The sequence below is a fragment of the Psychrobacter sp. SCQQ22 genome (genome assembly GCF_015864605.1).
GTDB classification, from domain to species: Bacteria; Pseudomonadota; Gammaproteobacteria; order Pseudomonadales; family Moraxellaceae; genus Psychrobacter; species Psychrobacter fozii.
In genome coordinates this window covers 211,013-234,556 of the sequence record NZ_JADYWZ010000003.1, presented here as the reverse complement: position 1 = coordinate 234,556, position 23,544 = coordinate 211,013, and the positions used below count along the sequence as shown (strand labels likewise).

22 protein-coding genes are annotated in these 23,544 nt (G+C 41.7%); 5 read left to right on the top strand and 17 right to left on the bottom strand.

What is annotated here, in order from left to right; genetic code table 11:
* Positions 1-210 precede the first annotated feature (210 nt).
* The 8 genes from I6E84_RS05765 to I6E84_RS05730 form a co-directional block, all read right to left on the bottom strand.
* Positions 211-2,571 carry a heavy metal translocating P-type ATPase gene (locus I6E84_RS05765; RefSeq protein ID WP_197216740.1) on the bottom strand — a complete coding sequence of 787 codons (2,361 nt, stop codon included), beginning with the start codon at positions 2,569-2,571 and terminating at the stop codon, positions 211-213.
* Between the two features lie 227 nt (positions 2,572-2,798).
* Complete coding sequence (locus tag I6E84_RS05760) at positions 2,799-3,023, bottom strand: heavy-metal-associated domain-containing protein (RefSeq protein WP_197216739.1); 225 nt, start codon at positions 3,021-3,023, stop codon at positions 2,799-2,801.
* A 103-nt stretch (positions 3,024-3,126) separates the two neighbouring features.
* A complete protein-coding gene (locus I6E84_RS05755) occupies positions 3,127-3,381 on the bottom strand; it encodes a heavy-metal-associated domain-containing protein (RefSeq protein ID WP_197216738.1) in 255 nt (84 codons plus the stop codon).
* Between the two features lie 39 nt (positions 3,382-3,420).
* Positions 3,421-4,296 carry a 3-deoxy-8-phosphooctulonate synthase gene (gene kdsA / locus I6E84_RS05750; protein WP_197216737.1) on the bottom strand — a complete coding sequence of 292 codons (876 nt, stop codon included), beginning with the start codon at positions 4,294-4,296 and terminating at the stop codon, positions 3,421-3,423.
* A gap of 339 nt (positions 4,297-4,635) precedes the next feature.
* Positions 4,636-6,270 (bottom strand): CTP synthase, encoded by a 1,635-nt coding sequence (locus I6E84_RS05745; protein ID WP_197216736.1) that lies wholly within the window; start codon positions 6,268-6,270, stop codon positions 4,636-4,638.
* 192 nt (positions 6,271-6,462) lie between these two features.
* A complete protein-coding gene (locus tag I6E84_RS05740) occupies positions 6,463-7,506 on the bottom strand; it encodes a porin (RefSeq protein WP_197216735.1) in 1,044 nt (347 codons plus the stop codon).
* A gap of 279 nt (positions 7,507-7,785) precedes the next feature.
* Entirely contained in the window at positions 7,786-8,835 is a 1,050-nt protein-coding gene (locus I6E84_RS05735; RefSeq protein ID WP_197216733.1) for a porin, read from the bottom strand.
* A 616-nt stretch (positions 8,836-9,451) separates the two neighbouring features.
* Positions 9,452-11,650: a malate synthase G gene (locus I6E84_RS05730; RefSeq protein ID WP_197216731.1), complete on the bottom strand. Its 2,199-nt coding sequence runs from the start codon at positions 11,648-11,650 to the stop codon at positions 9,452-9,454.
* A gap of 630 nt (positions 11,651-12,280) precedes the next feature.
* On the opposite strand from I6E84_RS05730, the gene I6E84_RS05725 reads away from it, so the two are divergent.
* Positions 12,281-13,021 (top strand): tRNA-(ms[2]io[6]A)-hydroxylase, encoded by a 741-nt coding sequence (locus tag I6E84_RS05725; RefSeq protein WP_197216729.1) that lies wholly within the window; start codon positions 12,281-12,283, stop codon positions 13,019-13,021.
* A gap of 180 nt (positions 13,022-13,201) precedes the next feature.
* On the opposite strand, the gene I6E84_RS05720 is transcribed toward I6E84_RS05725, so the two are convergent.
* From I6E84_RS05720 to mtgA, 6 genes are all read right to left on the bottom strand, one after another.
* A complete protein-coding gene (locus I6E84_RS05720) occupies positions 13,202-13,402 on the bottom strand; it encodes a hypothetical protein (protein WP_197216727.1) in 201 nt (66 codons plus the stop codon).
* A gap of 64 nt (positions 13,403-13,466) precedes the next feature.
* Positions 13,467-13,766 (bottom strand): hypothetical protein, encoded by a 300-nt coding sequence (locus I6E84_RS05715; RefSeq protein WP_227681319.1) that lies wholly within the window; start codon positions 13,764-13,766, stop codon positions 13,467-13,469.
* Positions 13,767-13,879: 113 nt separating this feature from the next.
* Positions 13,880-14,131, bottom strand: a complete 252-nt coding sequence (locus tag I6E84_RS05710) for a hypothetical protein (RefSeq protein WP_197216725.1) — start codon at positions 14,129-14,131, stop codon at positions 13,880-13,882.
* Positions 14,132-14,292: 161 nt separating this feature from the next.
* Positions 14,293-14,463, bottom strand: a complete 171-nt coding sequence (locus I6E84_RS05705) for a hypothetical protein (RefSeq protein ID WP_197216723.1) — start codon at positions 14,461-14,463, stop codon at positions 14,293-14,295.
* 275 nt (positions 14,464-14,738) lie between these two features.
* The gene (ppk1, locus tag I6E84_RS05700) at positions 14,739-16,913 is read right to left on the bottom strand and encodes a polyphosphate kinase 1 (protein WP_413786943.1); all 2,175 of its coding nucleotides are present in this window, start codon (positions 16,911-16,913) and stop codon (positions 14,739-14,741) included.
* A 103-nt stretch (positions 16,914-17,016) separates the two neighbouring features.
* The gene (gene mtgA / locus I6E84_RS05695; RefSeq protein ID WP_197101804.1) at positions 17,017-17,694 is read right to left on the bottom strand and encodes a monofunctional biosynthetic peptidoglycan transglycosylase; all 678 of its coding nucleotides are present in this window, start codon (positions 17,692-17,694) and stop codon (positions 17,017-17,019) included.
* A 207-nt stretch (positions 17,695-17,901) separates the two neighbouring features.
* Here mtgA and I6E84_RS05690 point away from each other — a divergent pair, with 207 nt between their 5' ends.
* The 4 genes from I6E84_RS05690 to I6E84_RS05675 all read left to right on the top strand — a co-directional run bounded on the left by I6E84_RS05690 (position 17,902) and on the right by I6E84_RS05675 (position 21,518).
* Complete coding sequence (locus tag I6E84_RS05690; RefSeq protein ID WP_197101802.1) at positions 17,902-18,210, top strand: glutaredoxin family protein; 309 nt, start codon at positions 17,902-17,904, stop codon at positions 18,208-18,210.
* A 38-nt stretch (positions 18,211-18,248) separates the two neighbouring features.
* Positions 18,249-19,448, top strand: a complete 1,200-nt coding sequence (locus tag I6E84_RS05685; protein ID WP_197216721.1) for an alpha-hydroxy acid oxidase — start codon at positions 18,249-18,251, stop codon at positions 19,446-19,448.
* A gap of 162 nt (positions 19,449-19,610) precedes the next feature.
* Entirely contained in the window at positions 19,611-20,591 is a 981-nt protein-coding gene (locus tag I6E84_RS05680; protein WP_197101799.1) for a rhomboid family intramembrane serine protease, read from the top strand.
* A 114-nt stretch (positions 20,592-20,705) separates the two neighbouring features.
* On the top strand, positions 20,706-21,518 hold the full coding sequence (locus I6E84_RS05675) for a MipA/OmpV family protein (protein ID WP_197101798.1): 813 nt from the start codon (positions 20,706-20,708) through the stop codon (positions 21,516-21,518).
* Between the two features lie 103 nt (positions 21,519-21,621).
* Here the strand turns inward: I6E84_RS05675 and I6E84_RS05670 are convergent, their stop codons facing one another.
* The 3 genes from I6E84_RS05670 to I6E84_RS05660 form a co-directional block, all read right to left on the bottom strand.
* Positions 21,622-22,059 carry a hypothetical protein gene (locus tag I6E84_RS05670; RefSeq protein WP_197101796.1) on the bottom strand — a complete coding sequence of 146 codons (438 nt, stop codon included), beginning with the start codon at positions 22,057-22,059 and terminating at the stop codon, positions 21,622-21,624.
* A 205-nt stretch (positions 22,060-22,264) separates the two neighbouring features.
* Positions 22,265-22,654: a hypothetical protein gene (locus I6E84_RS05665; protein ID WP_227681318.1), complete on the bottom strand. Its 390-nt coding sequence runs from the start codon at positions 22,652-22,654 to the stop codon at positions 22,265-22,267.
* A 276-nt stretch (positions 22,655-22,930) separates the two neighbouring features.
* Positions 22,931-23,299, bottom strand: a complete 369-nt coding sequence (locus I6E84_RS05660) for a hypothetical protein (protein ID WP_227680913.1) — start codon at positions 23,297-23,299, stop codon at positions 22,931-22,933.
* Positions 23,300-23,544 lie beyond the last annotated feature (245 nt).

The following is a 23,544-nucleotide window of genomic DNA, read 5'->3' as shown; positions in this document are numbered from 1 at the left end:
TGCCTATTTGTAAAATCGGTCAATTCTAAGTACGATTAAAGGTTTATTTGGCGTATCGATAGCTGGCTATAGTGCTTGGCATCATAGCATAAATTTTGCCAAACTTCCCTTATCTTACACCAACTTGCGCCCATAAAATGAAATATGAGCAGCAATGTCAGCCGTTATCGAATCGTTTTATCGGTGACGATGTAAAAAGCGAATGAATGCCTATGCTTTAGACAGCGGCTCTGCTTTAATATTGGTGTTTGAGACTGTATTATCCAGCTCAATTTCTGTCTGAAATCGTGTCAATCGCAGTGCATTCATTAATACTGAGATGGAACTAAGCGCCATGGCAGCAGCTGCAATCATAGGATTTAAAAACCCAAAAGCAGCGAGTGGAATGCCAATGCAATTGTAAATGAAGGCAAAAAACAAATTTTGCTTAATATTACGCAGTGTTGCTTGAGCGATTTTTTGTGCCGCATCGATATGCATTAATGACTCACCCATCAATCGTGCAGAAGCACTGTGCTGGGCCACATCTGTCCCTTCAAACATAGCAAAACTGGCATCGGCAGTTGCCATCGCTGGTGCATCATTAACACCATCACCTGCCATGGCAACTTTATGACCCGCTGTTTGTAATTTAGCAATCTGGCTCGCCTTGTCTCTCGGGCTCATTTTGCCATAAGCCGCCTTGATACCCAGCTTTCCTGCGACATAATCGACGACAGACTGCTTGTCACCACTCATCAAAATCACGTTAATGCCAGCATTTTGTAGTGCAGTAATCGCTTGTGGAGTATCCGCTTTTAGGTCATCCGCTAAAGCAAAAGCGCCTAAAGGTTCGTCATTAATACTAACTGCAACCGTACTGGCCACTTGCCATGCTTTTGGCATAAACTTTGGCAGCGTCAAGTTAGCAAACTCTGCCGTACCAACCTTAATAAGCCCAAGTCCATCAATGTTTGCTTGTATACCTGCGCCTTTTATCACGCTGATATCAGTAACATTCATTAATGGCAAATTGCGGTTTTTTGCAGTGTTGACCAGAGCAGTTGCTAATGGATGACTAGCATGTGCCTCAACGCTCGCTGCAATCTGCAATACGTCATCAACAGCAAGCGATTTGTCCACCATGACATGGTCAACGATAGTCGGTTTGCCAATGGTCAGTGTGCCCGTCTTATCCAAGACAACGGTATCGATGTCGCCTGCTGCTTCAAGGCTTTGTGCATCCTTAAACCAAACGCCATGACGAGCAGCAACACCCATACCCGCCATGATTGCCGCTGGTGTGGCCAAGCCAAGCGCACAAGGGCAAGCAATGACCAATACCGATACGGCGTGCATTAGTGCCGTATCCACCATACCTGTCAGCCACCACGTGACGACAAAAGTAACCAATGCAATCGTAACAACGATGGGAACAAAAATAGCTGTCACTCTATCAGCAAGACGCGCTAAATTGGCTTTTGAGCCTTGCGCATCACTGAGTGCTTGTACCATATCACCTAGCTTGGTATCACTACCTTTAGCACTGACTCGATATAGCAAACTGCCATTTTCGACTAGAGCACCTGCCAATAGACCATCGCCCTCTTCTTTTTTGAGCGGTACGGACTCACCAGTTAAATGACTCTCCACACACCAGCCACTACCACCTATAACCATGCCATCGGTGGCTACTCGGCTACCTTGCTTAGCGCGCAAAATATCACCAACCTGTACATCTTGGAGTGCAACATTATGAAAATCACCATTTGACTGCTGCTGCTCAACTTGGTCAGGTGTCAGTGATAATAATAAATCAATACTATTGAGACTATGCTTTTTGGTACGTTCCTCTAAGTATTTACCCGTACGAACAAAAGCAATAACCATCACTCCTGCTTCAAAATACACGGCTGGGCTATTACCTGCACCATGACCACCCATGTTAGCATCTTGCAGCAAACTATTTAAAGTGCCATCGCCATGCGTGAGCCACAGATAAGTCGAGTATGCCCAAATGGTGACCGTACCGATAACGACCAATACGTCCATATTGGCAAGACCACCTCTAATCGATGCCCACGCACTCTTATAAAATGGCAGTGCCAGTCCAAATTGCACAATCGTCGCTATGAGGAACTGTATCCAAACCGGTGGCATCCACGCCATGCCAAAACCCGTCAGCATGCCTGCCATACCGACTAAAAATGGGATTAAGCAAACCCATAGCCCAATCAAGCGCCAAGGGTATTCAGTTGCTGTATCCTTGTCCGTTCTCTCAAATAAGCTCTCACCTACTTGTAAATTAGCCACAAAACCAGTTTTATTCACCCATTCTGTGACCTGCTCTGGTGTGGTCTGAGTCGGATCATAATCGACATTGGCAGTCTCACCTGCAAAATTCACACTCACATCGTATACCGATGGCTTTTTGTTAAGTACCTTTTCGATTCGTGAGGCACAAGCCTGACATGTCATACCATCAATCGCCAGTTGTAGATGCGCACGCTGCGGCGTAAGTGATGTATTTGACTGAACGTCAGTTTCAACATCGTAGGATTTATCATTAGTGCTGCGGGTAATATCATTCATAAAGAAAACTCGGTATGGCATTTATTCGTTATAGCGTTTGTAAAATTGGATGAGCCATAAAAATATCAGTGGATGGATGAATCTAAATTAAAAAACATTCCAGATTACTATCCATTCAAATCAATTCAATTCATTTATAGCCATCTGGGAAGCAACCTAATATCACTACTCTTCAACCATTAAAAAACCAGCCATAATAGCTGGTTTTTTCAAATGAGAGACGGTACTTATGAGTTAGCGACAGTCGCATCAAAGCCAGCATCATCAATCGCTGAAACAATGGCTTCTATATTCGTTTTACTATCGTCAAAAGTAACGGTTGCTTGATTGTCTATCAGCTCGATACTGATATCATCTAGGCCATCAATATCAGTAGTAGCGTTATATATACTGGCTACGCAGCCACCGCAAGTCATGCCGTCGATTTTTATAACACGAGTTTGGTCTGTCATATGAGACTCCTTTTTTTTATTTATTAATATAATACTGTTTTAAATAAATGATGCGCAGATACTATCTGAGGATCATTCGAGGAATAATACCCGATATCAAAGATTAATCATCATGATGTGAGTTTTGTGGTGCATCGATAGGAAACGGCTGAGTAACATAATCAACCATACTGATTGCCGCCGTCAGAGCATGGATACTCGTATCGGTATCTTCATAACGCACACTAGCAACATGGCGAGTGGTATCTAAATCAATAGCTGTTACGCCAGTGATATTCTTCAATGCCGTCATCACGCTATTTAGTCCTGCCGCGTCATCGATATTTTCGATACTTACTTGTGCGGTTTGAATCGCCATTACATTATCCTCCTATCTTTGACCTATTAGCTAGTACTACTAATGAGTGTCTAACGTTTCGAAACCTTTGACCAAGTCATCAATCTGCTTAAGTTGGCGTAAAAACGGCTCTAACTGGCTCATACGTAGTGCACAAGGACCGTCACATTTGGCTGTTTCTGGGCTTGGGTGTGCTTCTAAAAACAACCCTGCCAACCCTGCTGCCATACCTGAACGTGCAAGCGTCGTGATTTGCTCGCGGCGACCACCCGCACTATCGCTACGCCCACCCGGCTGTTGCAAACTATGTGTCACATCAAAAAATACAGGAATATCCATCTGCTTCATCGTATCAAAACCAAGCATATCGACGACCAAATTGTTATAACCAAAAGCACTGCCACGCTCACACAATATCAGTTTGTCATTGCCACCTTCCAAGCATTTATTGACGATATGACGCATCTCATGAGGGGCTAAAAACTGGGCTTTTTTAATATTAATAATGGCATCTGTCTTCGCCATTGCATGGACCAAATCAGTCTGACGTGACAAAAATGCAGGCAACTGGATGATGTCAGCTACTTCAGCGACAGGTGCTGCTTGATGAGGCTCATGAATGTCAGTAATGATAGGTACTTGGAACTTCTCTTTGATTTGACCAAGCCAGTCAATGCCTTTCGCCAATCCTGGGCCTCGATAAGAGTGCAGGCTTGAACGGTTGGCCTTGTCAAAACTGGCCTTGAAGACATAATCGATGCCCAAACGTTGGCATATATCAATATACTGTTCAACAATCTCAAACGCTAACTCTTTAGATTCCAAAACATTCATACCGCCGAACAATACAAACGGCTGATCGTTACCAATATTAATAGTGTTATTGTTAGGCGTATTAAGCTGAATATGTGATTGTGCTTTTAATAAATTTTCCATTAAACAACTATCCTCTTTATTGTTATCAGTGGTTCTATCGCATATTGTAACCGATAGCCCAATTAATAAAAGTATCCAAGCGTAATCATACCATTCCTAAAAATCAGAATAGTCCGAGAAATGAGTGCAACTGCCTCATTTATTAGACTAATCACTTTTCACGTGGTTAATGATATTTTTTGGGTTTGGTGTTATCCGTAATTAAGGTGTAATGGACAATTATATTGCGATAACCATGTTCTCTAATTCTAAAATATAGGCTCAAAAAAAGACCGATTCGAAAATCAGTCTTTTTTATACATGTAAATATGTCAGGCGTTTATAACGACTTGGTTTGAACTATCTGGCTTCGTTATAGTTTTTCGCCGCTTTTACAAAGCTGTTGAACAGTGGATGACCACCGCGTGGCGAGCTAGTAAATTCAGGATGGAACTGTACAGCAACGAACCATGGATGCTCAGAAATCTCAACTGACTCAACCAAATGCTGCTTGGCTGAATAACCAGATATGGTCATACCTGCTTGCTCTAGTGGCTCGATATAACGGTTATTCATCTCATAGCGATGACGATGACGCTCCGTAATATTGCTCGCGCCATAGATTTGGCTTAATTTGCTGCCAGCAACTAATTCGGCTTGCTGTGCACCTAGACGCATAGTGCCACCAAGATCTGAATCATCACTACGAATCTGTAGCTCACCGCGCTCATCTAGCCACTCAGTGATGAGACCGATGATCGGCTCAGCAGTCTTGCGATCAAACTCAGAAGAGTTAGCATCAATATTAAGCACATTACGAGCATACTCAATCACTGCCAACTGCATACCGAGGCAGATACCTAGATAAGGTACGCTGTTTTCACGTGCATAAGTAATGGCTTTCATTTTGCCATTAGTACCACGCTCTCCGAAACCGCCTGGTACTAAGATAGCATCAGCGTTATTTAGCTGCGCGAATAAACTATCATCACTCTCCAAACGCTCGGCATCGATATAATCAATCTTTACGTCTGCTTTATGTGTGATACCAGCATGGAGCAATGCTTCATTGATAGACTTATACGCATCAGGCAGTTCGACATACTTGCCAACCATCGCTACGGTCACAGTCGTCTCAGGATTGAGCTGCGCTTCAACAACTTTATCCCAATCGCTCAAGTCTGCTTCAGGTACATCAATGCCGAAACGCTCACAAATCAAGTCATCAAGGTCTTGCTCATGCAAAGTGCGCGGTATTTGATAAATACTTTGGGCATCTTCACACATAATGACTGCACGCTCTTCCACATTAGTGAATAGCGCAATCTTACGGCGATTGTCTTGTGAGATATGATGTTCAGAACGGCAAATCAATATGTCAGGCTGCAAACCAATAGAACGCAGCTCTTTTACAGAATGTTGGGTAGGCTTGGTTTTGGTTTCACCAGCACTAGCAATATAAGGTACTAGCGTTAAATGCATCAACATGGCTCTGTTACGGCCAAGCTCTACTTGCATTTGGCGTACGGCTTCCATGAAAGGCAGTGACTCGATGTCACCGACTGTACCACCAATCTCGATAATAGCGATATCATAGCCTTCACCACTGGCCAAGATTTTACTCTTGATTTCATCAGTGATGTGCGGGATAACCTGTACTGTACCGCCGAGATACTCACCACGACGCTCTTTGTTTAAAACGTTTTGGTAGATGCGACCACTGGTGAAGTTATTGCTTTTACTCATTTTTGAATGACGTAAAAAGCGCTCGTAGTAGCCCAAATCTAAATCTGTCTCTGCGCCGTCTTCGGTAACGAAAACTTCGCCATGTTGGAATGGGCTCATCGTACCTGGATCGACATTGATGTACGGATCCATCTTGGTCATCGTGACTGTTACGCCACGTGCTTCTAAGATAGCGGCAAGAGATGCTGCGGTGATACCTTTTCCTAGTGAGGACACTACCCCACCGGTCACAAATATAAACTTGGTCATAGTACTCTTTCGGTAATTGGTAAAGAAGGATTTTACTAAAAATACGCCATAAAATATAGGGCAAAAATGCAAACTGTCAGAAACTCTTCTGTTTTTGTGTTGGTAATCAACATTTTTCTGCAATTTAAATGCTAACCAACAAAAAACCCACCCCGAAGGATGAGTTTTTATAATCAGATTCTAATGCTTAGATTAGAATTTGTACTCTAGACCACCACCAAGTGCGAATACATCAAGATCAGCACCAGTAGCACCATCTTCAGCAGAGTTGTTACCAACATAAGCGTGAGCAATGATGTTGTCTTTATACATGTATTTACCACCTAGAACGACTTGGTCTGAATCACGATCTTCAACACCAGCTAAGTTTCTAGTACCGTTATATTGAAGGTAAACAGCAGCTGGACGAGCAAAGTTAGCTAGACCCATCTCAGCACTGACGACCAAACCTTTTTCGTCTTTAGTACCTTCGTCAAAATCAGCTACTTGATACATTGCACCTAAAGTAACTGGCGCTGCCATGTATTTGCCTAGATCGACCGTTGCACTACCACGTAAAAGCTCGCCTGCTTGGCTCATGTCTTTATCATAAGCAACACCAGCAGTAACGCCAGTACCTTGGTCAAACATCAACGAAGCGCCAAAACCACTGTCACGGTCATTATCATCAGATACAAAAGCTTCATCAGCACTATACTGAAGTGAGAGCTCTAGTGGTAGATCATTATATTTAGGTGCAATCCATACGATAGAATTATTAACACGACCACCATCAGCCATAGTTACCGCATCTAAAACATCGCCTTCCATGTCAAGATTACTAGAGCCTAGGTTATCCCAAAAGCCTTCAGTAACGCTTACATTATTGATGTAATCAGTCACTGAATAATTACGGCCAAAACGGAACTGACCTAAGTTTTTGTTATCCAGACCAAGGTAAGTATCACGGCTCTTTAAAGCAATATTCTCATCACCACTGTCATCGACAGCAATGCCATATTCTAATTGATAAATCACATCAGTGTTAGCAGTCATTGCTTCAGAGCCTTTGAAACCAAGGCGTGAACTGTTTGAGTTGATTTGCACTGAGTCGCTGTCGACGTCATACAATGTACCATCACGTTCAGCATTTACATAGTCAGTAGTAACGAATGCTTTACCATATAAGGTAGGTGCTGCATTGGCTGCAGATACAGATAAAGCGGCAACTGCTGTAGCTAAAAGTAATTTTTTCAAAGGATATCTCCACTTTACGATTTGAGTGATAAGTTGGCTAAGTAGTTGATGTATATAATGGTGTATCCAAAGATACTCAAAACCACTATATATAACGAGTCATGAAAACTGCTTAAACACTACTTTACCGAACAAATATTACAGTAAGGTGAAAAAACAAAATTTACATGACTGTGATTATTCAATATTACTATTCTTTGTATTTAATATTTTATTTTTATCATAAAAAAACCCACCTCGAAGGGTGAGTTTTTATATATTAGCTATTAGCAGCTGATACTAGAATAAGTATTCTAGACCGCCACCAATTGCGAATACATCAAGATCAGTATTAGTAGCTTTATCTTCAGCAGAGTTGTCACCAATATAAGCATGAGCAATCATGTTGTCTTTGAAGTTGTATTTACCACCTAGAACAACTTGGTCTGAATCACGGTCTTCAAAACCAGCTAGGTTTTTAGTGCCGTTATATTGAACATAGACAGATGCTGGACGAGCAAAGTTAGTTAGACCCATTTCAGCACTAACAACCAAGCCTTTTTCGTCTTTTTCGCCGCCATCGAAATCAGCTACTTGATACATGGCACCTAAAGTAACTGGCGCTGCCATGTATTTGCCTAGATCAACCGTTGCACTACCACGTAAAAGCTCGCCTGCTTGGCTCATGTCTTTATCATAAGCAACACCAGCAGTGAAGCCAGTACCTTGGTCAAACATCAACGATGCACCAAAACCACTATCACGGTCATCATCATCAGATACAAAAGATTCATCAGCACCATACTGAAGTGCAAGTTCTAATGGTAAACCATTGTATTTAGGTGCAATCCATACGATTGAGTTATTAACACGACCACCATCAGCCATGGTTACTGCATCAAGGATATCGTCTTCCATGTCAAGGTTACTAACACCTAGATTATCCCAAAAACCTTCAGTAACAGTTACGTTATTGATGTAGTCAGTCACTGAGTAGTTACGACCGAAACGGAACTGACCTAAGGTTTTGTTGTCTAGACCAAGGTAAGTATCACGGCTTCTTAAAGCAACATTATCATCACCACTGTCATCGATAGCAATGCCATACTCTAACTGATAGATAACATCAGTGTTAGCAGTCATTGCTTCAGAGCCTTTAAAACCAAGACGTGAGATGTTTGAGTTGATTTGTACTGAATCGCTATCTACATCATATTCTGGAAGTGATGAGTCACGCTCAGCATTTACATAGTCAGCAGTAACGAATGCTTTACCATAAATAGTAGGGGCTGCATTGGCTGCAGATACAGATAAAGCAGCAACTGCTGTAGCTAAAAGTAGTTTTTTCATGGGTGTATCTCCACTTTACAATTTTAGTAATAAGCTAGCTATTATTAGCTGGTGCTCATAATGGTATCGTCACAAATCCTCAAAGATATAATGTGTAACTGGCTACCGAGATTAGTCAGGAACAAGTGTGGCGAATTGCTATTGCAGTAAGATCAAAAACCATGACTCACATGACTGGGATTAAACAACGTAACTGCCATGTAACCTTTGGTATTTATTGCTCCGTGCGTAACATCCGTTACCAAACTCATACTTCGAGTACAAGCATAACAACTTTGACATAATTTGCAACATGTTTTTTTGCTTTTTCGATACATCCATTATCAAATAAAAAATGCTTGGTTGTATTTGAGCGATCACTAAAAAAAATTCTATTGACTCAATAAGATACAGAAAACATTGATTAATATCATTACTGATAATCTTAAATAGCAGTAATGAATATCAAGTATTTAACCAAAAAAATAGCTATTTATTTAACAATAAATAGCTATTTTAAAATACTGCTTGTCTTATTTTTGTCACATTTGACAGTCACAAACGAGCAAGATAGTACAATATACCATCCTGCTCATTCGCTTAAGCCTGCCTAAAAAATGATACTTAATTTATCATTTTAGGTGTTTGCTTTTAGATCAAGACGTGCCTGATGCAACAATGGTTCAGTGTAGCCACTAGGCTGCTCACGTCCTTTAAACACTAAATCACAGGCTGCCTTAAACGCATAAGAGTTTTCGAAGTCACTGGCCATTGGTTGATAATCGCTGTCACCAGCATTTTGCTCATCAACAACTTTTGCCATACGCTTCATGGTCTCTAATACTTGCTCCTCACTGATCACATTATGATGCAACCAGTTAGCGATATGTTGGCTGGAAATACGTAGCGTGGCACGATCTTCCATAAGACCAACATCATCGATATCAGGTACTTTAGAGCAACCAACGCCTTGGTTTACCCAGCGTACGACGTAACCTAAGATACCCTGCGCATTGTTCTCTAATTCTTGTTGCTTTTCTTCTTTAGACCAGTTGGTGTCTTTCGCTAATGGAATGGTTAAGATATCGTCCAAGCTGGCACGCTCACGTGATTTTAGGCTGTCTTGTACTTCTGTCACATTTACTTGATGATAGTGCATGCTGTGCAAGGTTGCCCCTGTTGGTGACGGTACCCATGCCGTACTAGCACCCGACTTAGGATGCGCAGCCTTGGTGTCCATCATCTCTTTCATTTCATCAGGCTTCGCCCACATGCCTTTACCAATCTGAGCAACACCCTGTAGACCTGTCTCAAGGCCAACATCTACGTTCCACTGCTCATAGGCTGGCTGCCATGCTTGTGACTTCATCTCACCTTTTGGTACAAATGGGCCTGCATTCATACTGGTATGCATCTCATCACCTGTACGGTCGAGGAAACCAGTATTGATAAAGATCACACGCTCTTTGGCTTGGCGAATGGCTTCTTTTAAGTTGACCGTCATGCGACGTTCTTCATCCATAATGCCGATTTTAAGGCTATTGCGCTCAAGACCTAGCAAGTCTTCTGAAGCGTTAAACAAGTCATTGGCCATTTTGACTTCTTCAGGGCCATGCATTTTTGGCTTAACGATATACATTGAGCCTTTACGTGAGTTCGATAGTGGGTTTTTACCTTTCAAATCATTCAAAGACAATAACGGCGTGATTAAGCCATCCATCAATCCCTCAAAGATTTGTTCTTGACCATTACCCAAATCTACTAAGATTGCTGGGTTTTGCATCAAATGACCGACGTTACGAATGAGTAGCAACGAACGACCCGGTAGGATAAGCTTGCCGCCATCTGGCGTGGTGTATTCGCGGTCTGGGTTTTGTTGACGAGTACGCGTCTTGCCACCTTTTTCAAAGGTTTCTTGCAAGTCAGCATTCATCAAACCAAGCCAGTTGCGATAGACTTCAACTTTTTCTTCAGCATCAACCGCAGCGACTGAATCTTCACAATCCTGAATGGCTGTAATCGCTGACTCAAGTAAGACGTCTTTGATATTTGCAGGGTCATCTTTACCGACTGGATGGTTGGCATCGATTTGGATTTCGGCATGCAGATTGTTGTTCTTTAATAAAATACCTGTTGGTGCTGCGGCATCACCCACAAAACCGACAAATTTTTCAGTGTCTTTTAGCGAAGTGCTGCTATCACCTTGGATAACTTCAAGTGCGCCATCAACCACTGCAAAGCCTGTCGCGTCATTGTATGAACCTGATGCTAGCGCAAAGTTTTCATCTAAGAATGCTTTTGCATAAGCGACGACGGCAGCACCACGAGTCGGATTATAGCCACCTGTTGCTTCTTGACCATTATCATTACTGATGACATCGGTACCATATAAGGCATCATACAAACTACCCCAACGTGCATTGGTTGCGTTCAGTGCGTAACGAGCATTGCGTACGGGTACGACCAGCTGTGGCCCTGCGATATGAGCAATCTCATCATCAACGTTTTGTGTGCTAACTTTAAAGTCATCGCCTTCTGGTAATAGATACCCAATCTCTTGTAAAAATGCCTTATATATAGGGTAATCGATTTCGCCATCTTTGGCAGGGTTATCTAAATGCCACTGATCAATCTGTGCTTGAATTTTGTCACGAGTCGCCAGCAGTGCCTTGTTGCGCGGGGTAAACTCTTTGATGACTTTTTCGAAACCTGACCAATAACTGTCTGAGTCAACACCGACTTTCGGTAGCACTTCGTTTTCAATAAAGTCATACAATTGCTGGTCGATGGCAAGGATGCCTTTTTGAATACGATTGGCGTTAGAAGACTGGCTCATGTTGTTATCCTTATCTGTTCGTGAGAGTGTAAATACGAAGTTGCTACCGCAATGATTGGACATTGTCGGTCTTAGACATCTATTCCAAGTTTAGATGAGTACGAATCAAATCTGTTGTTCTATCATATAAGCTTGTCATGAATAGCACTTTAAACATTTGTGCTATGCTACTAGCATACATTTTTTGCTGCATTGAATCACGCTTGCTAACAACATTATAGAAAACGATATAGGTCATAAATACAGCCATTTATTTCAAACGGCCTATACCTGTGTATCAATAGCTTTATGTCGTATTGGCATGAGCTATAATGCTCACTACCCATCACTAAGCGATGACTGATATGTCAATAGTAAGAAAGATTCTGCTTTAGCAAAATCTTATCCTACTATCAAATAAAGAAATAAACAAGAAAACACCATTCACCAAGTAAATGTTGGGGTTGTATAATTATGATGACCTATAAACTGTCGGCCCTAAAGCCTATTCTCAGTGCTTTTATATGCACAGACAATTAGGCCTAGATAAACAGTAAGTAATCATTACTGTATCGACTTATAGTTATTAGTTATCTATCCCATTTTTATGTTTAGCCAATACGTATCAAATACTTAACCATGACAGAGACTATGAACAAAGAAAATATGAAACCTATTAACAGCAGTGATAACGCCTTAAACGATGAACTTACGAACGACAACGAGATGGTAAAAGACAGCATAGAAACAGACAGTGTTGATATCACTCAGCTACGTACGCCCATCAAGGTAGACCTCTCCCCTGTCTATAATTTCTTGGGTGCTCGAACCACACAGGCTTGGGTAGATGCTGCGATTAATAACTTGCCATTAATCATTCAGGATCATGCCAATTGCGAAAAAAAAGCAGCGGGCACCGCCATGAATCTCATATTCCGCTATGAGTTTTCCTATGATTTGCAGTGTAAGCTGGCGCAGTTGATACGTGAAGAGATGCTACATTACGAGCAGGTATTAGGCATCATGAATGACCGTGGTCTGGAGTGGAAATACCTCAGTGCTGGACGTTATGCTAAAGGCATGTTGAAACACAAGCGCACTTACGAGCCAGCAGCGATGGTCGATGTGTTAATCATTGGGGCATTCATTGAAGCACGCTCTTGCGAACGATTTGCGTCGTTGGCTGAGGTTATCAATGATGAGCGCTTGGCAAAGTACTATCGTTACTTACTTAAGTCAGAAAGTCGTCATTTTGAGGATTACTTGGCCTTGGCTCAATCACTATCTGAAGACAATATCGATGAAAGAGTGGCTTTCTTTAAAGAAGTGGAATCAGAGCTGATATCTAGTCCGGATGCTGAATTACGCTTTCATAGCGGTACACCTGCTTAGATATTGTTGCTAGTCATTTAGATACTGGTAATCGTTTAGACAAATAAAAAAGGTACTACTAGAGTTCAAGATATTTAGCTTGAACTCTAGTAGTACCTTTCCTGATTCTGATTAGATCTGTCTATTGACCTTTTCGCTTATGACATTCTTTGTTAAGCCTAGAACCATCACAATAAATCACTATTTATCGTCTTTCATTAGCGGACTGTCATACTGTTTATGGTTTTTGGCAATATTATGTGGGTCGTGATCGTCCGTCGCTCTTTCTGCAGCAGCAGGATTTGCTTTCTGTAAGGCATTATCAGCGACAATGCCATTGTTATCATCTGCATCTTTTAATTTATGACTCTCATTCACTGCCTTATCGTCTGGCATGCTCATAATGACACCTCACTCTCGTCGTTATTATTATTGTCTTATCTACATATAAATTACTAAGTAAATACTATCTGTCTTTTTCATCAGGGTTCAACACACGTAATTGCGCATTGTCAGCGTTTGCATAACGGTTTAGATTATTAATACCTTCACTTTTAGAAGGCTCACTGCCAACTGTATGCTCATTGATACCGTCATCAAAAGCATTGCCCTCTTGGTCACGGCGATCAGGCTGACGGGCAGGATTATCGTTGTCATTTACGTGTTCCGAACGAACAACCCCTTCTTCAAACGTGTCCGTTCCTTTGTTCTCAGTGATATTCTTTTCTATCTGGCCATCTAATAATACTGATTTTTTGTTTTCCATGGTCATATCCTTATTATTTTTATTCGTCTCTTTTTAACGGCTATGTCAATTATCGTTAGAAGTTATTTATCATTAAAAGCTGTTTATCAAATTCATTCGACATCAGCCAATCTTTACTCGTTACCTTTTTGACTCAAGTCTTGGGCATTCAAATCCGCAACATTTTTGCCACCCGCTGGTAAGTCTTCTTCTTTGCGGGGATCGGCGTAGATTTCATCTGTTTCTTGTGAGTCTTGCTGTGGACCATCAATGTCTGGCTCATGCTTGCGCCCTTCATAACTGTCCTGCGCATTATTTGGATGTGATGCTGCCAAATCATTGACTACTACTTTTTCTTCATTGTTTGACTGACTATTAATTGTCATAGCTTATCCCTCAAGTTGTAGTCAATCCTCTATAAAATAGTGACAGCGTTAACCTCGCTTGAAGTATCAGATGTACGTCTACACTTGGTTGCCTTGTCTCTCTTTTAAACTGAATCAACTATATTTCGTTAAACGTTAAATAAAAGCATTTATTACCATGACTATTTATCAGTGCGTAGTTCATCTTCGATGAAAGAGGTTTGCTCTTCTTCACTCAATGATTCAGGCGCATCTACTTTTTTATCACTATTGAGATTTTGTGCAATTTGTTTGCTGTCAGCGTTTTCTGCTGCTTGTTTGATATCTGAGCTGTCGTGGTTTGTCGTACTCATAATGATTCCCCTATTTTTATAATTCATTGGTTTTACTTGTTTTTTATATAGCTGCCTATCTAGCAGGACTGACATTGATTATAAGTAGAACGTTGCGTACCTCACCAGTGTACTGCCGTATCAATATGTGAATAAATGTGAGGTTACAAGACAGTTTGTAACTTATACAAATCATTTGCCCAAATAAAAACCAAGCGCCAGTACTGACCAGTGCTTGGTTTTGTTAATTCATTTGCAACTTCTAATACCATCAAAGATATTATTTACAGAGTGAGCTAGACTGAATCTCCCACCCCATTGATGACCTTTAATAGGTGTTCTTGGGCGATATACGGCGTTTCACCCGCTACTGGTTGCAGATGTGTCCACACACCATTGCCATCCAGCGTCCAAGCTTGAGTATTGTCTTTTAGATAACTGAGCAATCCATCTTGATAGACTTGCTTAAACAGTTTTTTGTCTTCAATAGGGAATGCCACTTCTACGCGATGAAATAGATTGCGATCCATCCAGTCAGCACTGCCACAATATAGGCGCTCATCACCATTGTTATAAAAATAATAAACACGCGTATGTTCTAAAAACCGGCCAATTACAGAGCGTACGGTAATATTTTCCGACAGGCCTTTTACTTGTGGACGTAAGCAACATATAGAGCGCAAAATCAGCTCGATTTTGACGCCTACTTGCGAGGCATCATACAACTTAGCAATCAGTCGACGCTCAGTTAGGGCATTAACTTTTACGATAATATGAGCCTGCTTGCCTGCTTTTGCATGTGCGATTTCAGCATCGATAAAGCGTATTAATTTATCATGTAACGTAAATGGGGCATGCAGTAGCTTTTTGAGATTGGCAGGTTTGCCCATCCCTGTCAGCTCTTGGAATATTTTATGAACGTCTTCTGAGATGTCAGGATCTGCGCTAAACAAACCATAGTCAGTATAGACTTTTGCGTTGGCAGCATGATAGTTACCCGTACCCAAATGCACGTAACGGCGGATACGGTCATCCTCACGGCGAACGATGAGCATGAGCTTGGCGTGGGTCTTATAACCGACGATACCATAGACCACGACCGCGCCCGCTTCTTGCAAATAGTTGGCAACAGCAATATTAGAGGCTTCATCGAAACGCGCACGCAGTTCGATGACAGCGGTCACTTCTTTACCATTACGAGCAGCAGCGGCAAGCGCTTTGACGATTTCGGAATTGGTGCCTGAACGATACAGCGTTTGCTTAATCGCTAGCACTTTTGGATCACTGGCAGCTTGCCATAATAAATTGATAATTGGCGAAAACGCATGAAAAGGGTGATGTACGAGCACATCCTTTTTGCGCATAGCGGCAAACATGCTGGTCGCTTTGTCCAGTTTGTCCATCTCACGGCGGAATTCTTTCGGTATCACATGAGTGAACGGCTCATAGCGCAGCGCTGGAATATTAAAATCAAACAGCAACCGTGTTAAGTTGACCGGACCATTGACGCGGTATAGCTGATTATCATGCAGCTCAAACTCATTGAGCAGATAGTCACTGATATGCGTCGGACAGTCCATGGTGACCTCCAAACGAACCTTGTCACCAAAACGGCGGTTTTCTAACTCACCCTCTAGCGCTTTGGCAATATCTTCGACATCATCAGCCAGATCTAAATCGGCATTACGAGTCAGCCTGAATTGATGACACCCTGTCACATTCATACCAGGGAATAGCTCACCGATATGCTCATGAATGATGGCAGATAGCATGACGTGATGCTCTTTGCCGCCTGTCAATTCATCAGGTAGACGAATCACACGTGGCAGACTGCGCGGCGCTGGCACAATCGCAAGATTGATATCACGACCAAATGCATCTTTGCCTTCTAAGGTAGCGATGAAATTTAAGCTTTTATTAACCAAACGTGGGAACGGATGCGCAGGATCGATACTAATCGGGGTCAACACTGGCGATACTTGCTCAGTGAAATAGCGCTTCATCCAAGCCGACTGCTCTGCATTCAGCTCATCGCGTTTCAGATAACGGATGTCTTCCTTAGCAAGCGCGGGCAAGACATCTTCGTTAAGAATGCGATATTGCTCATCGATAGCGTCATGCATGACCGTGGATATCTCATTCAGCACCTCACTAGGGCGCATACCGTGGACACTGGTCGAGACATCACCAATATTGAGCTTTTGCATCAGGCCTGCGACCCGAATCTCAAAAAACTCATCGATGTTTGATGAGAAAATAATCAAGAAAAACAGGCGCTCAAGTAGCGGATGGCGAGGACTGGCCGCCTGCGCTAACACACGTAAATGAAACTGCAATAAAGACAGGTCACGATTGATATAGCTGCTCGGTGAATAGCTGCCGTCTTCTGAGCGCTGCCATGCCACTGTGGTCAAATTCTCATTATTACCCTCTATATGGGTTTTATTATCAACAGCCACAACGTCATTCACATTGCTATCATTACTTTGCTCTTTATTCACATCTAACACGTCATTAGTCCTTTTACTGTATCGATACACCATCATCTGTTATAGGGTCATTAAACTCGGGTGACTATGGCAATACTGCGTTTTTCATACGCTTTTTAACGATGCTTTGTTTGTTACGTAATCGTCTATCGCCCTGATTGTCTTCGTAATATTTTGGATTGGTCAACATAGAAATAAGCAAAGCTGACTCATCACGGTTGAGGTTGGCAGCCGACTTATCAAAATAATGATGCGCTGCTGCGTCGATACCATAAATACCATTGCCAAACTCTGCCACATTGAGATACGCAGCCAAGATACGCTGCTTGTCCCATAGCGTCTCAATCATCACGGTAATTATGGCCTCTTCGCCTTTACGCGCGTACGAGCGATGCGAGGTCAAAAATAAGTTTTTTGCGAGCTGCTGAGTAATCGTTGAGCCGCCAGCAGACGCCTTACCTGTCTCTTCATTTTTCTTACGTGCAGCTTTAATACCTTTGAAATCAAAACCACTATGTTGGCTGAACGTCGAGTCCTCACTTACTATCGCCGCTTGTTTGGCAGATTTTGCAATGGCATCATAATTAGCCCACGTCTGAGTGACCGTGCCACCCGTTAGGCGATGCGACAACATAAACATACTGTTATTGATCGGCTGCGTTTTCCAAATTAACAGCAGTCCAGCGACTAGCACGTGAAATGCCACGACTAACAGTATCAATACCAATAATAGTCGTTTGAGAAATTTGCCAAAACTTGCCATGCGCGATATCCAAATGTTAAAAAAGGTAATAAGATGAAGTAATAAGTCAGTAATGAAAAGCAGCAGGTCATCTTACCTAATCTCACAATCGCTGTCATTATTTACCCTACTTCTTTATCATGTCATAACAGTGAAACACTATGTTAATTTTTGACTAAAATTCTAAGACAAGCTTTTTGTGACAAGTATTAAAACAAGAGAACAACTATGTACGATGATAATAATATAAAAGAACTACGAGCACGGATCATTGAAAAGTCCCCTAGCCTTAATGCCTATCAGGATAAATGGTGGTTGCTAGGCACGTCTGGCTGTCATCTATGTGATGTCGCCGCGCAACTGCTGACACAGTTTCAAGCAGTACAGCCCGTTACCTATCATGATGTCGATATCGCTGATTTTGATGAATCCCTGATGATGGAATTTGCCACCACGATTCCTGTTATCTTGACGCCGTCAAAGCGATTAAATTATCCGTTTTCGGTACTGGACTTACAGCAACTACTCAGTCAATAATATTAAAACAGTCATAAAAACCAGATAGTGGGAACGCCATGAAAGATCTAAAGCCTATTTTAAAAAAGATTACTGAAATCGAAGACTTGCGCCGAATCGCCGAACGCAAAGTACCACGTATGTTTTATGATTATGTCGATTCAGGCTCATGGACCGAAACCACTTATCGTAGTAATGAAACCGACTTTGACCGTATCAAGTTACGCCAGCGGGTCTTGGTCGATATGGACAACCGCAGTCTGGCCACACAAATGATTGGCGAATCCGTCAAGATGCCAGTCGCCATTGCTCCAACAGGGTTTACCGGTATGATGTGGGCAGACGGTGAAATTAAGGCCGCACAGGCTGCTGAAAAATTCGGCGTGCCCTTCTCACTCTCAACCATGAGTATCTGCTCAATCGAGGACGTCGCTGAAAACACCAGTGCGCCGTTTTGGTTTCAGTTATATGTAATGCGCGATCAAGACTACGTCGCTAATCTGATTCAACGGGCGAAAGATGCTAACTGCTCAGCACTGATTCTGACTGCTGATTTACAAGTACTTGGACAACGTCATAAAGATATTAAAAACGGTTTGTCCGCACCGCCTAGACCAACTTTTGCCAATATCGTCAATCTCATGACCAAACCGCAATGGTGTAAAAATATGCTCGGCACCAAACGTCACAGCTTTGGCAATATCGTTGGTCATGCAAAAGGCGTAGACGATCTGTCCTCACTAACCGCTTGGACAGAAGAGCAGTTCGACCCGCGTTTAAGCTGGGACGATGTCGCACGGATAAAAGACATGTGGGGTGGTAAACTCATTATAAAAGGCATCATGGAACCAGAAGATGCCATCATGGCTGCCCGTAGTGGCGCTGATGCTCTGGTCGTCTCAAACCATGGTGGCCGTCAATTAGATGGGGCGCTGTCCTCTATTTCTGCGCTTTCTGACATCGTGCAGGCTGTGCATGCTGAGGATAGCGATATAGAGGTCTGGCTAGACAGCGGTATTCGTTCTGGTCAAGATGTATTAAAGGCTATATCGCTGGGTGCAAAAGGCACTATGATTGGACGGGCTTTCTTGTATGGGCTTGGCGCTTATGGTGAAGATGGCGTACGCCGTGCGCTTGAAATCATTTATAAAGAATGTGATCTCTCAATGGCATTTTGTGGTCATACCGATATCAATAACGTCACGGATAATATTTTAGTGAAAGGCACTTATGAAAACCTCAAAGTTGCTGGTGTTTAAATCTAGCCATTTTTAAAACCAGCCACTTTTGAAATGGCAATGTATGAGTCGCTAATCATAAAAATTGCCAAGCTTTAAAACGCGCTGGCAGGTTGATGCATAACATTATCTGACCATACCCTTTATACTCTACTCACAACCTTTCATTAATAGTTAGCTTTTATGACCATTCAACAGTTATTCAAAACAGCGCCCGTCACCACGTTATTGTTAGTCAGCTTTATTGGCTTATTTATTGTGCAAGTGCTGACAGGCGTCGATGCCAATAATCCCTCCACTGAGGCCTTGCTAAAATGGGGCGCGAATGCGTTGCCTTACACCATGCAAGAACAACCATGGCGGCTGGTGAGCAGTGCATTTTTGCATATTGGCTTGATGCATTTGTTGTTTAATGGCTTTGCCATGTATTTCTTTGGGCAAGTTGCCGAGCCGATGTTTGGTTCAGCCAAGTTTTTGGCATTGTTTTTATTGTCCGCAATCGGTGGCAATTTACTCAATAGTTATGTGACATGGCAGAGTCTTTTGGATGGTACGGGACAGCCTGGACTGTCGGCTGGTGCCTCTGGTGGTATTATGGGTATTGGCGCGGCATTATTAATCGCTGCACTGTTTAAAATATCAGTGAATGGCATGGTGCTCAATCTCAAAAGCTTGATATTTATCATGGGCATTAACTTGGTTTATGGTTTTGCCGTACCGGGTATAGATAACGCGGGTCATATCGGTGGTGCTATTACCGGACTAATCATCGCACTGTCTTTCGCGATTGCTTACCGTCAGCGTTTGGCTGTTACGCTACAAAACGCGGCTATCTATCAAAACCAAAATTTACACCGTTATCAAACGACCTACATCAATCAACCGCCTAGCATCGATAGTTACTCAGCTCGTCAGGCTACTGATTTAGATACGACCGATTCACGTAGCGATGATACTTATGCTCAAAGTAATACTGGAACGGATGCAGGGTCAGATATCAACACTGCTCATACCAGCAGCATCCCATCAAAAACACCTATCAAACCCTCGTTTATCTGGCAGTTATTGCCATGGCTAGCGATGTTATTGATCAGTATTGGCTTTGTCTGGTGGTGGCAAGATATTCACTATCAGATACTACAAATATTAAAAGCTATTGAGTAAACGTCCATACTTATCTATCATGGCTCAACGGCTTCTTAGTTTGGTTTTCCCTACTCGCTTATTGCTACCTAATTGTTTTATCTTATGACGACCACTCCTTTACGAGATTCTCTTATGTTTACACTTGCAGCGCTACCTCATATCTCTACGCGTACTATGTTCAATGCGTTAACCGCTACTGCGCTACTCAGTGTGGCTAGCCTGTCTAACGCTGCGATTTTTAATGACAACTTACCGACTGACAAAGATGCTGTACTAAGCGTCGGCGTCAACGTCATGGCGGTCAAATCAGCTTATGATCTGGAAGATGATACCGAGGTAAATGTGTTACCAGGCGCATTTTATGACAATAACAGATTTTATATACGCGGCGCGCAAGCGGGTGTCTACGCGATCAATGATGGTGTCAATCAGTTGTCTGCCTATGCCAAACTCGCTGGTTCTGAGTTTGATCCTGATGATGCCAATGGTGCGCTTCAAGGTCTGGATAAACGCAAATCATCAGCAGAAGCGGGTCTGAGCTATCAGCGTCGTACGTCTGTTGGCGGCATCCGTGCTCAGATAGGGACTGATGTGTTAGATCGTAGTGGCGGCAACACGGCTCGCTTGACGTATCTTGCTAGAATCACTAAAGGCAAGCTGACGGTCTATCCGAGCATTGGTTTTGAGTATCATGATGCTGACTACAATGAATACTATTATGGCGTCAGTGATGAAGAATCAGCGGAAACAGGCGTTGACGCTTATAAATCTAATTCGAGTGTGAACCCGTATATTAATATTAGTGCCAACTATGACTTCAATGATCGTTGGGCAGGGTTTGCCAATCAAAGCGTGAGCTATGTCCCAAATGAGCAGTACGATAGTCCAATGGTCGACTCACGTACTGAAGCGGCGACAACGCTTGGTTTGCTTTATAAGTTCTAGTTAGGGTTAGATATTTGATTTGATGTGAAAAAGCTGAGCATTTTGCTCGGCTTTTTTTGGTTTAAGTCAAGCTGTTATAAACTCAAACGCTCTGCTGGCTTTTTTATCGTACTTTATTTAAGTTTTGCTCTAAATAGAAGCGCCAAACCGTACTTATGAATAATAATATGTATGAGCCAATCCAACACCCGAATCCCCAAACTTTCAGTTCGATTTCTGAATCATGAATTCCTTTATCGCCTGTTGCTACTATGGTTGTGATAAAAAAAGTAGATAACCCAAGCATAAAAGTAAAAGCGGCAAGGTTAATCGGGTTTTTATGGCGAAACGTCAGGTATATAGCTAGCAAAAAAGTGAGGTTACTATAAGCTTGGAATACTAAACCGACCCAACCAAATAGAATACCCATTACTAAAGTCTCATAACCAAAATAGGTTTCACCATCGTAATGTAGCGCAGGTAAACATAGAGATAGTAGCCACACGTACAGAGCTATTTTAGACAGTGTTGGAGGGTTGGGACAAGTATGATCAAGGCTCATGAGTTATCCTTACCTATTCTACTGGAGCAATGGTTGTTTGATCTAATAGCTCCTAATATACCTATCTAACACTCCTTACTTTGCGTAAAAGCTATGTTTTTGTCGCATCCTCTTCATCAAAAATTCATAAGCATAAAAAAACCTTGTCGCGTGATGTGGTAAGGTCTTTTTTTATAATACTTTATTTTTGACAATCGTCATGGTATTAGTCCTTAGTGATATTGGAAGTAGAGTTAGTGGTATTAGAGAAGCGGATGGTATTGCCAAAATCACCTAAATAGTTGTAAATATAAATCTCGCGTCCTATCAGTAAAGGAGATTCTATATATTTTACGGGATGGCAGTCTCGTCGATGTGCTTCCATATAATCAATAAACCCCTTATATGTCTTCCCTTCCCAGTTTTGATTTCGACGAAAACTTCTCGCAAAGATTGAAATATGTTTATCTTTATAGCCATCTATAGATACAGTCAAAATCTTCATATTTATTTTTTTATCAATAAACGTACTTTCATAATACATACATCCTTGTTTGAAGTTACTTGGGTCCTCCGCTAACTTGTCGGCTATCAAGCGATATCCCCAAATTTTCATAAACAAACCCAGATAAATTAAAAAAAATATTATATAGATGCCAACTTGTTGAGATTTGGTGTATTGCTTTATATAGTTACGTAGATTTACTATCATTTTATATTCGCTTAAAAATATGTTGCTGTAATTCGTACACTATATTCACTGGCATCTTGTCTAGTAGACCTCTTGCAAAAGTACCGTTTCACTGACTTCCCCCAATATACTTTTAGAGGGTAGCGATTACTTATGCAAGGTCTTTTTTTTAATACTCTATTTTTAACAATCGTCATAGTATCAGTCTTTGGTGATATTGGAGGGACTCATGGTGTCACCAAAATCACCTAAATAATTGTAGATATAAATCTCGCGTCCTATCAATAAAGGGAATTCTATGTATTCTACAGGGTGGCAGTCTCGTCGATGTGCTTCTGCATAATCAATAAACCTCTTATACGTTTTCCCTTTCCAGTTTTTATTACTAGGAAAGCTATTCGCAAAAATATGAATGTGTTCACTTTTATAGCCATCTATAGATACAGTCAAAATCTTCATATTTATTTTTTTATCTATAAACGTACTTTCATAATACATACATCCTTGTTTGAAATTACTTGGATCTTCCGCTAACTTATCAGCTATCATATTAAATCCCCAAATTTTCATAAACAAACCCAGATAAATTAAAAAAATATTATATAGATGCCAACTTGTTGAGATTTGGTGTATTGCTTTATATAGTCACGCAGATTTACTATCATTTTATATTCGCTCAAAAATATGTCATCGTAACTTGTATATTATATTCACTGTTGTCTTGTCTAGTTTATTAAATATAAAAGGGGTCTAATATAGCTCTAACTGCAGTGGTATCCTACTGGTTTAGATGAATAAAGAACACAGCCAAATCA

Excerpts from the sequence above, each read along its gene's own strand:
- I6E84_RS05765 (WP_197216740.1), bottom strand. The coding sequence starts at position 2,571 with ATGAATGATATTACCCGCAGCACTAATGATAAATCCTACGATGTTGAA.
- I6E84_RS05760 (WP_197216739.1), bottom strand. The coding sequence starts at position 3,023 with ATGACAGACCAAACTCGTGTTATAAAAATCGACGGCATGACTTGCGGT.
- I6E84_RS05755 (WP_197216738.1), bottom strand. The coding sequence starts at position 3,381 with ATGGCGATTCAAACCGCACAAGTAAGTATCGAAAATATCGATGACGCG.
- kdsA (WP_197216737.1), bottom strand. The coding sequence starts at position 4,296 with ATGGAAAATTTATTAAAAGCACAATCACATATTCAGCTTAATACGCCT.
- I6E84_RS05745 (WP_197216736.1), bottom strand. The coding sequence starts at position 6,270 with ATGACCAAGTTTATATTTGTGACCGGTGGGGTAGTGTCCTCACTAGGA.
- I6E84_RS05735 (WP_197216733.1), bottom strand. The coding sequence starts at position 8,835 with ATGAAAAAACTACTTTTAGCTACAGCAGTTGCTGCTTTATCTGTATCT.
- I6E84_RS05730 (WP_197216731.1), bottom strand. The coding sequence starts at position 11,650 with ATGAGCCAGTCTTCTAACGCCAATCGTATTCAAAAAGGCATCCTTGCC.
- I6E84_RS05725 (WP_197216729.1), top strand. The coding sequence starts at position 12,281 with ATGAACAAAGAAAATATGAAACCTATTAACAGCAGTGATAACGCCTTA.
- I6E84_RS05720 (WP_197216727.1), bottom strand. The coding sequence starts at position 13,402 with ATGAGCATGCCAGACGATAAGGCAGTGAATGAGAGTCATAAATTAAAA.
- I6E84_RS05715 (WP_227681319.1), bottom strand. The coding sequence starts at position 13,766 with ATGGAAAACAAAAAATCAGTATTATTAGATGGCCAGATAGAAAAGAAT.
- I6E84_RS05710 (WP_197216725.1), bottom strand. The coding sequence starts at position 14,131 with ATGACAATTAATAGTCAGTCAAACAATGAAGAAAAAGTAGTAGTCAAT.
- I6E84_RS05705 (WP_197216723.1), bottom strand. The coding sequence starts at position 14,463 with ATGAGTACGACAAACCACGACAGCTCAGATATCAAACAAGCAGCAGAA.
- mtgA (WP_197101804.1), bottom strand. The coding sequence starts at position 17,694 with ATGGCAAGTTTTGGCAAATTTCTCAAACGACTATTATTGGTATTGATA.
- I6E84_RS05690 (WP_197101802.1), top strand. The coding sequence starts at position 17,902 with ATGTACGATGATAATAATATAAAAGAACTACGAGCACGGATCATTGAA.
- I6E84_RS05685 (WP_197216721.1), top strand. The coding sequence starts at position 18,249 with ATGAAAGATCTAAAGCCTATTTTAAAAAAGATTACTGAAATCGAAGAC.
- I6E84_RS05680 (WP_197101799.1), top strand. The coding sequence starts at position 19,611 with ATGACCATTCAACAGTTATTCAAAACAGCGCCCGTCACCACGTTATTG.
- I6E84_RS05675 (WP_197101798.1), top strand. The coding sequence starts at position 20,706 with ATGTTTACACTTGCAGCGCTACCTCATATCTCTACGCGTACTATGTTC.
- I6E84_RS05670 (WP_197101796.1), bottom strand. The coding sequence starts at position 22,059 with ATGAGCCTTGATCATACTTGTCCCAACCCTCCAACACTGTCTAAAATA.
- I6E84_RS05665 (WP_227681318.1), bottom strand. The coding sequence starts at position 22,654 with ATGAAAATTTGGGGATATCGCTTGATAGCCGACAAGTTAGCGGAGGAC.
- I6E84_RS05660 (WP_227680913.1), bottom strand. The coding sequence starts at position 23,299 with ATGAAAATTTGGGGATTTAATATGATAGCTGATAAGTTAGCGGAAGAT.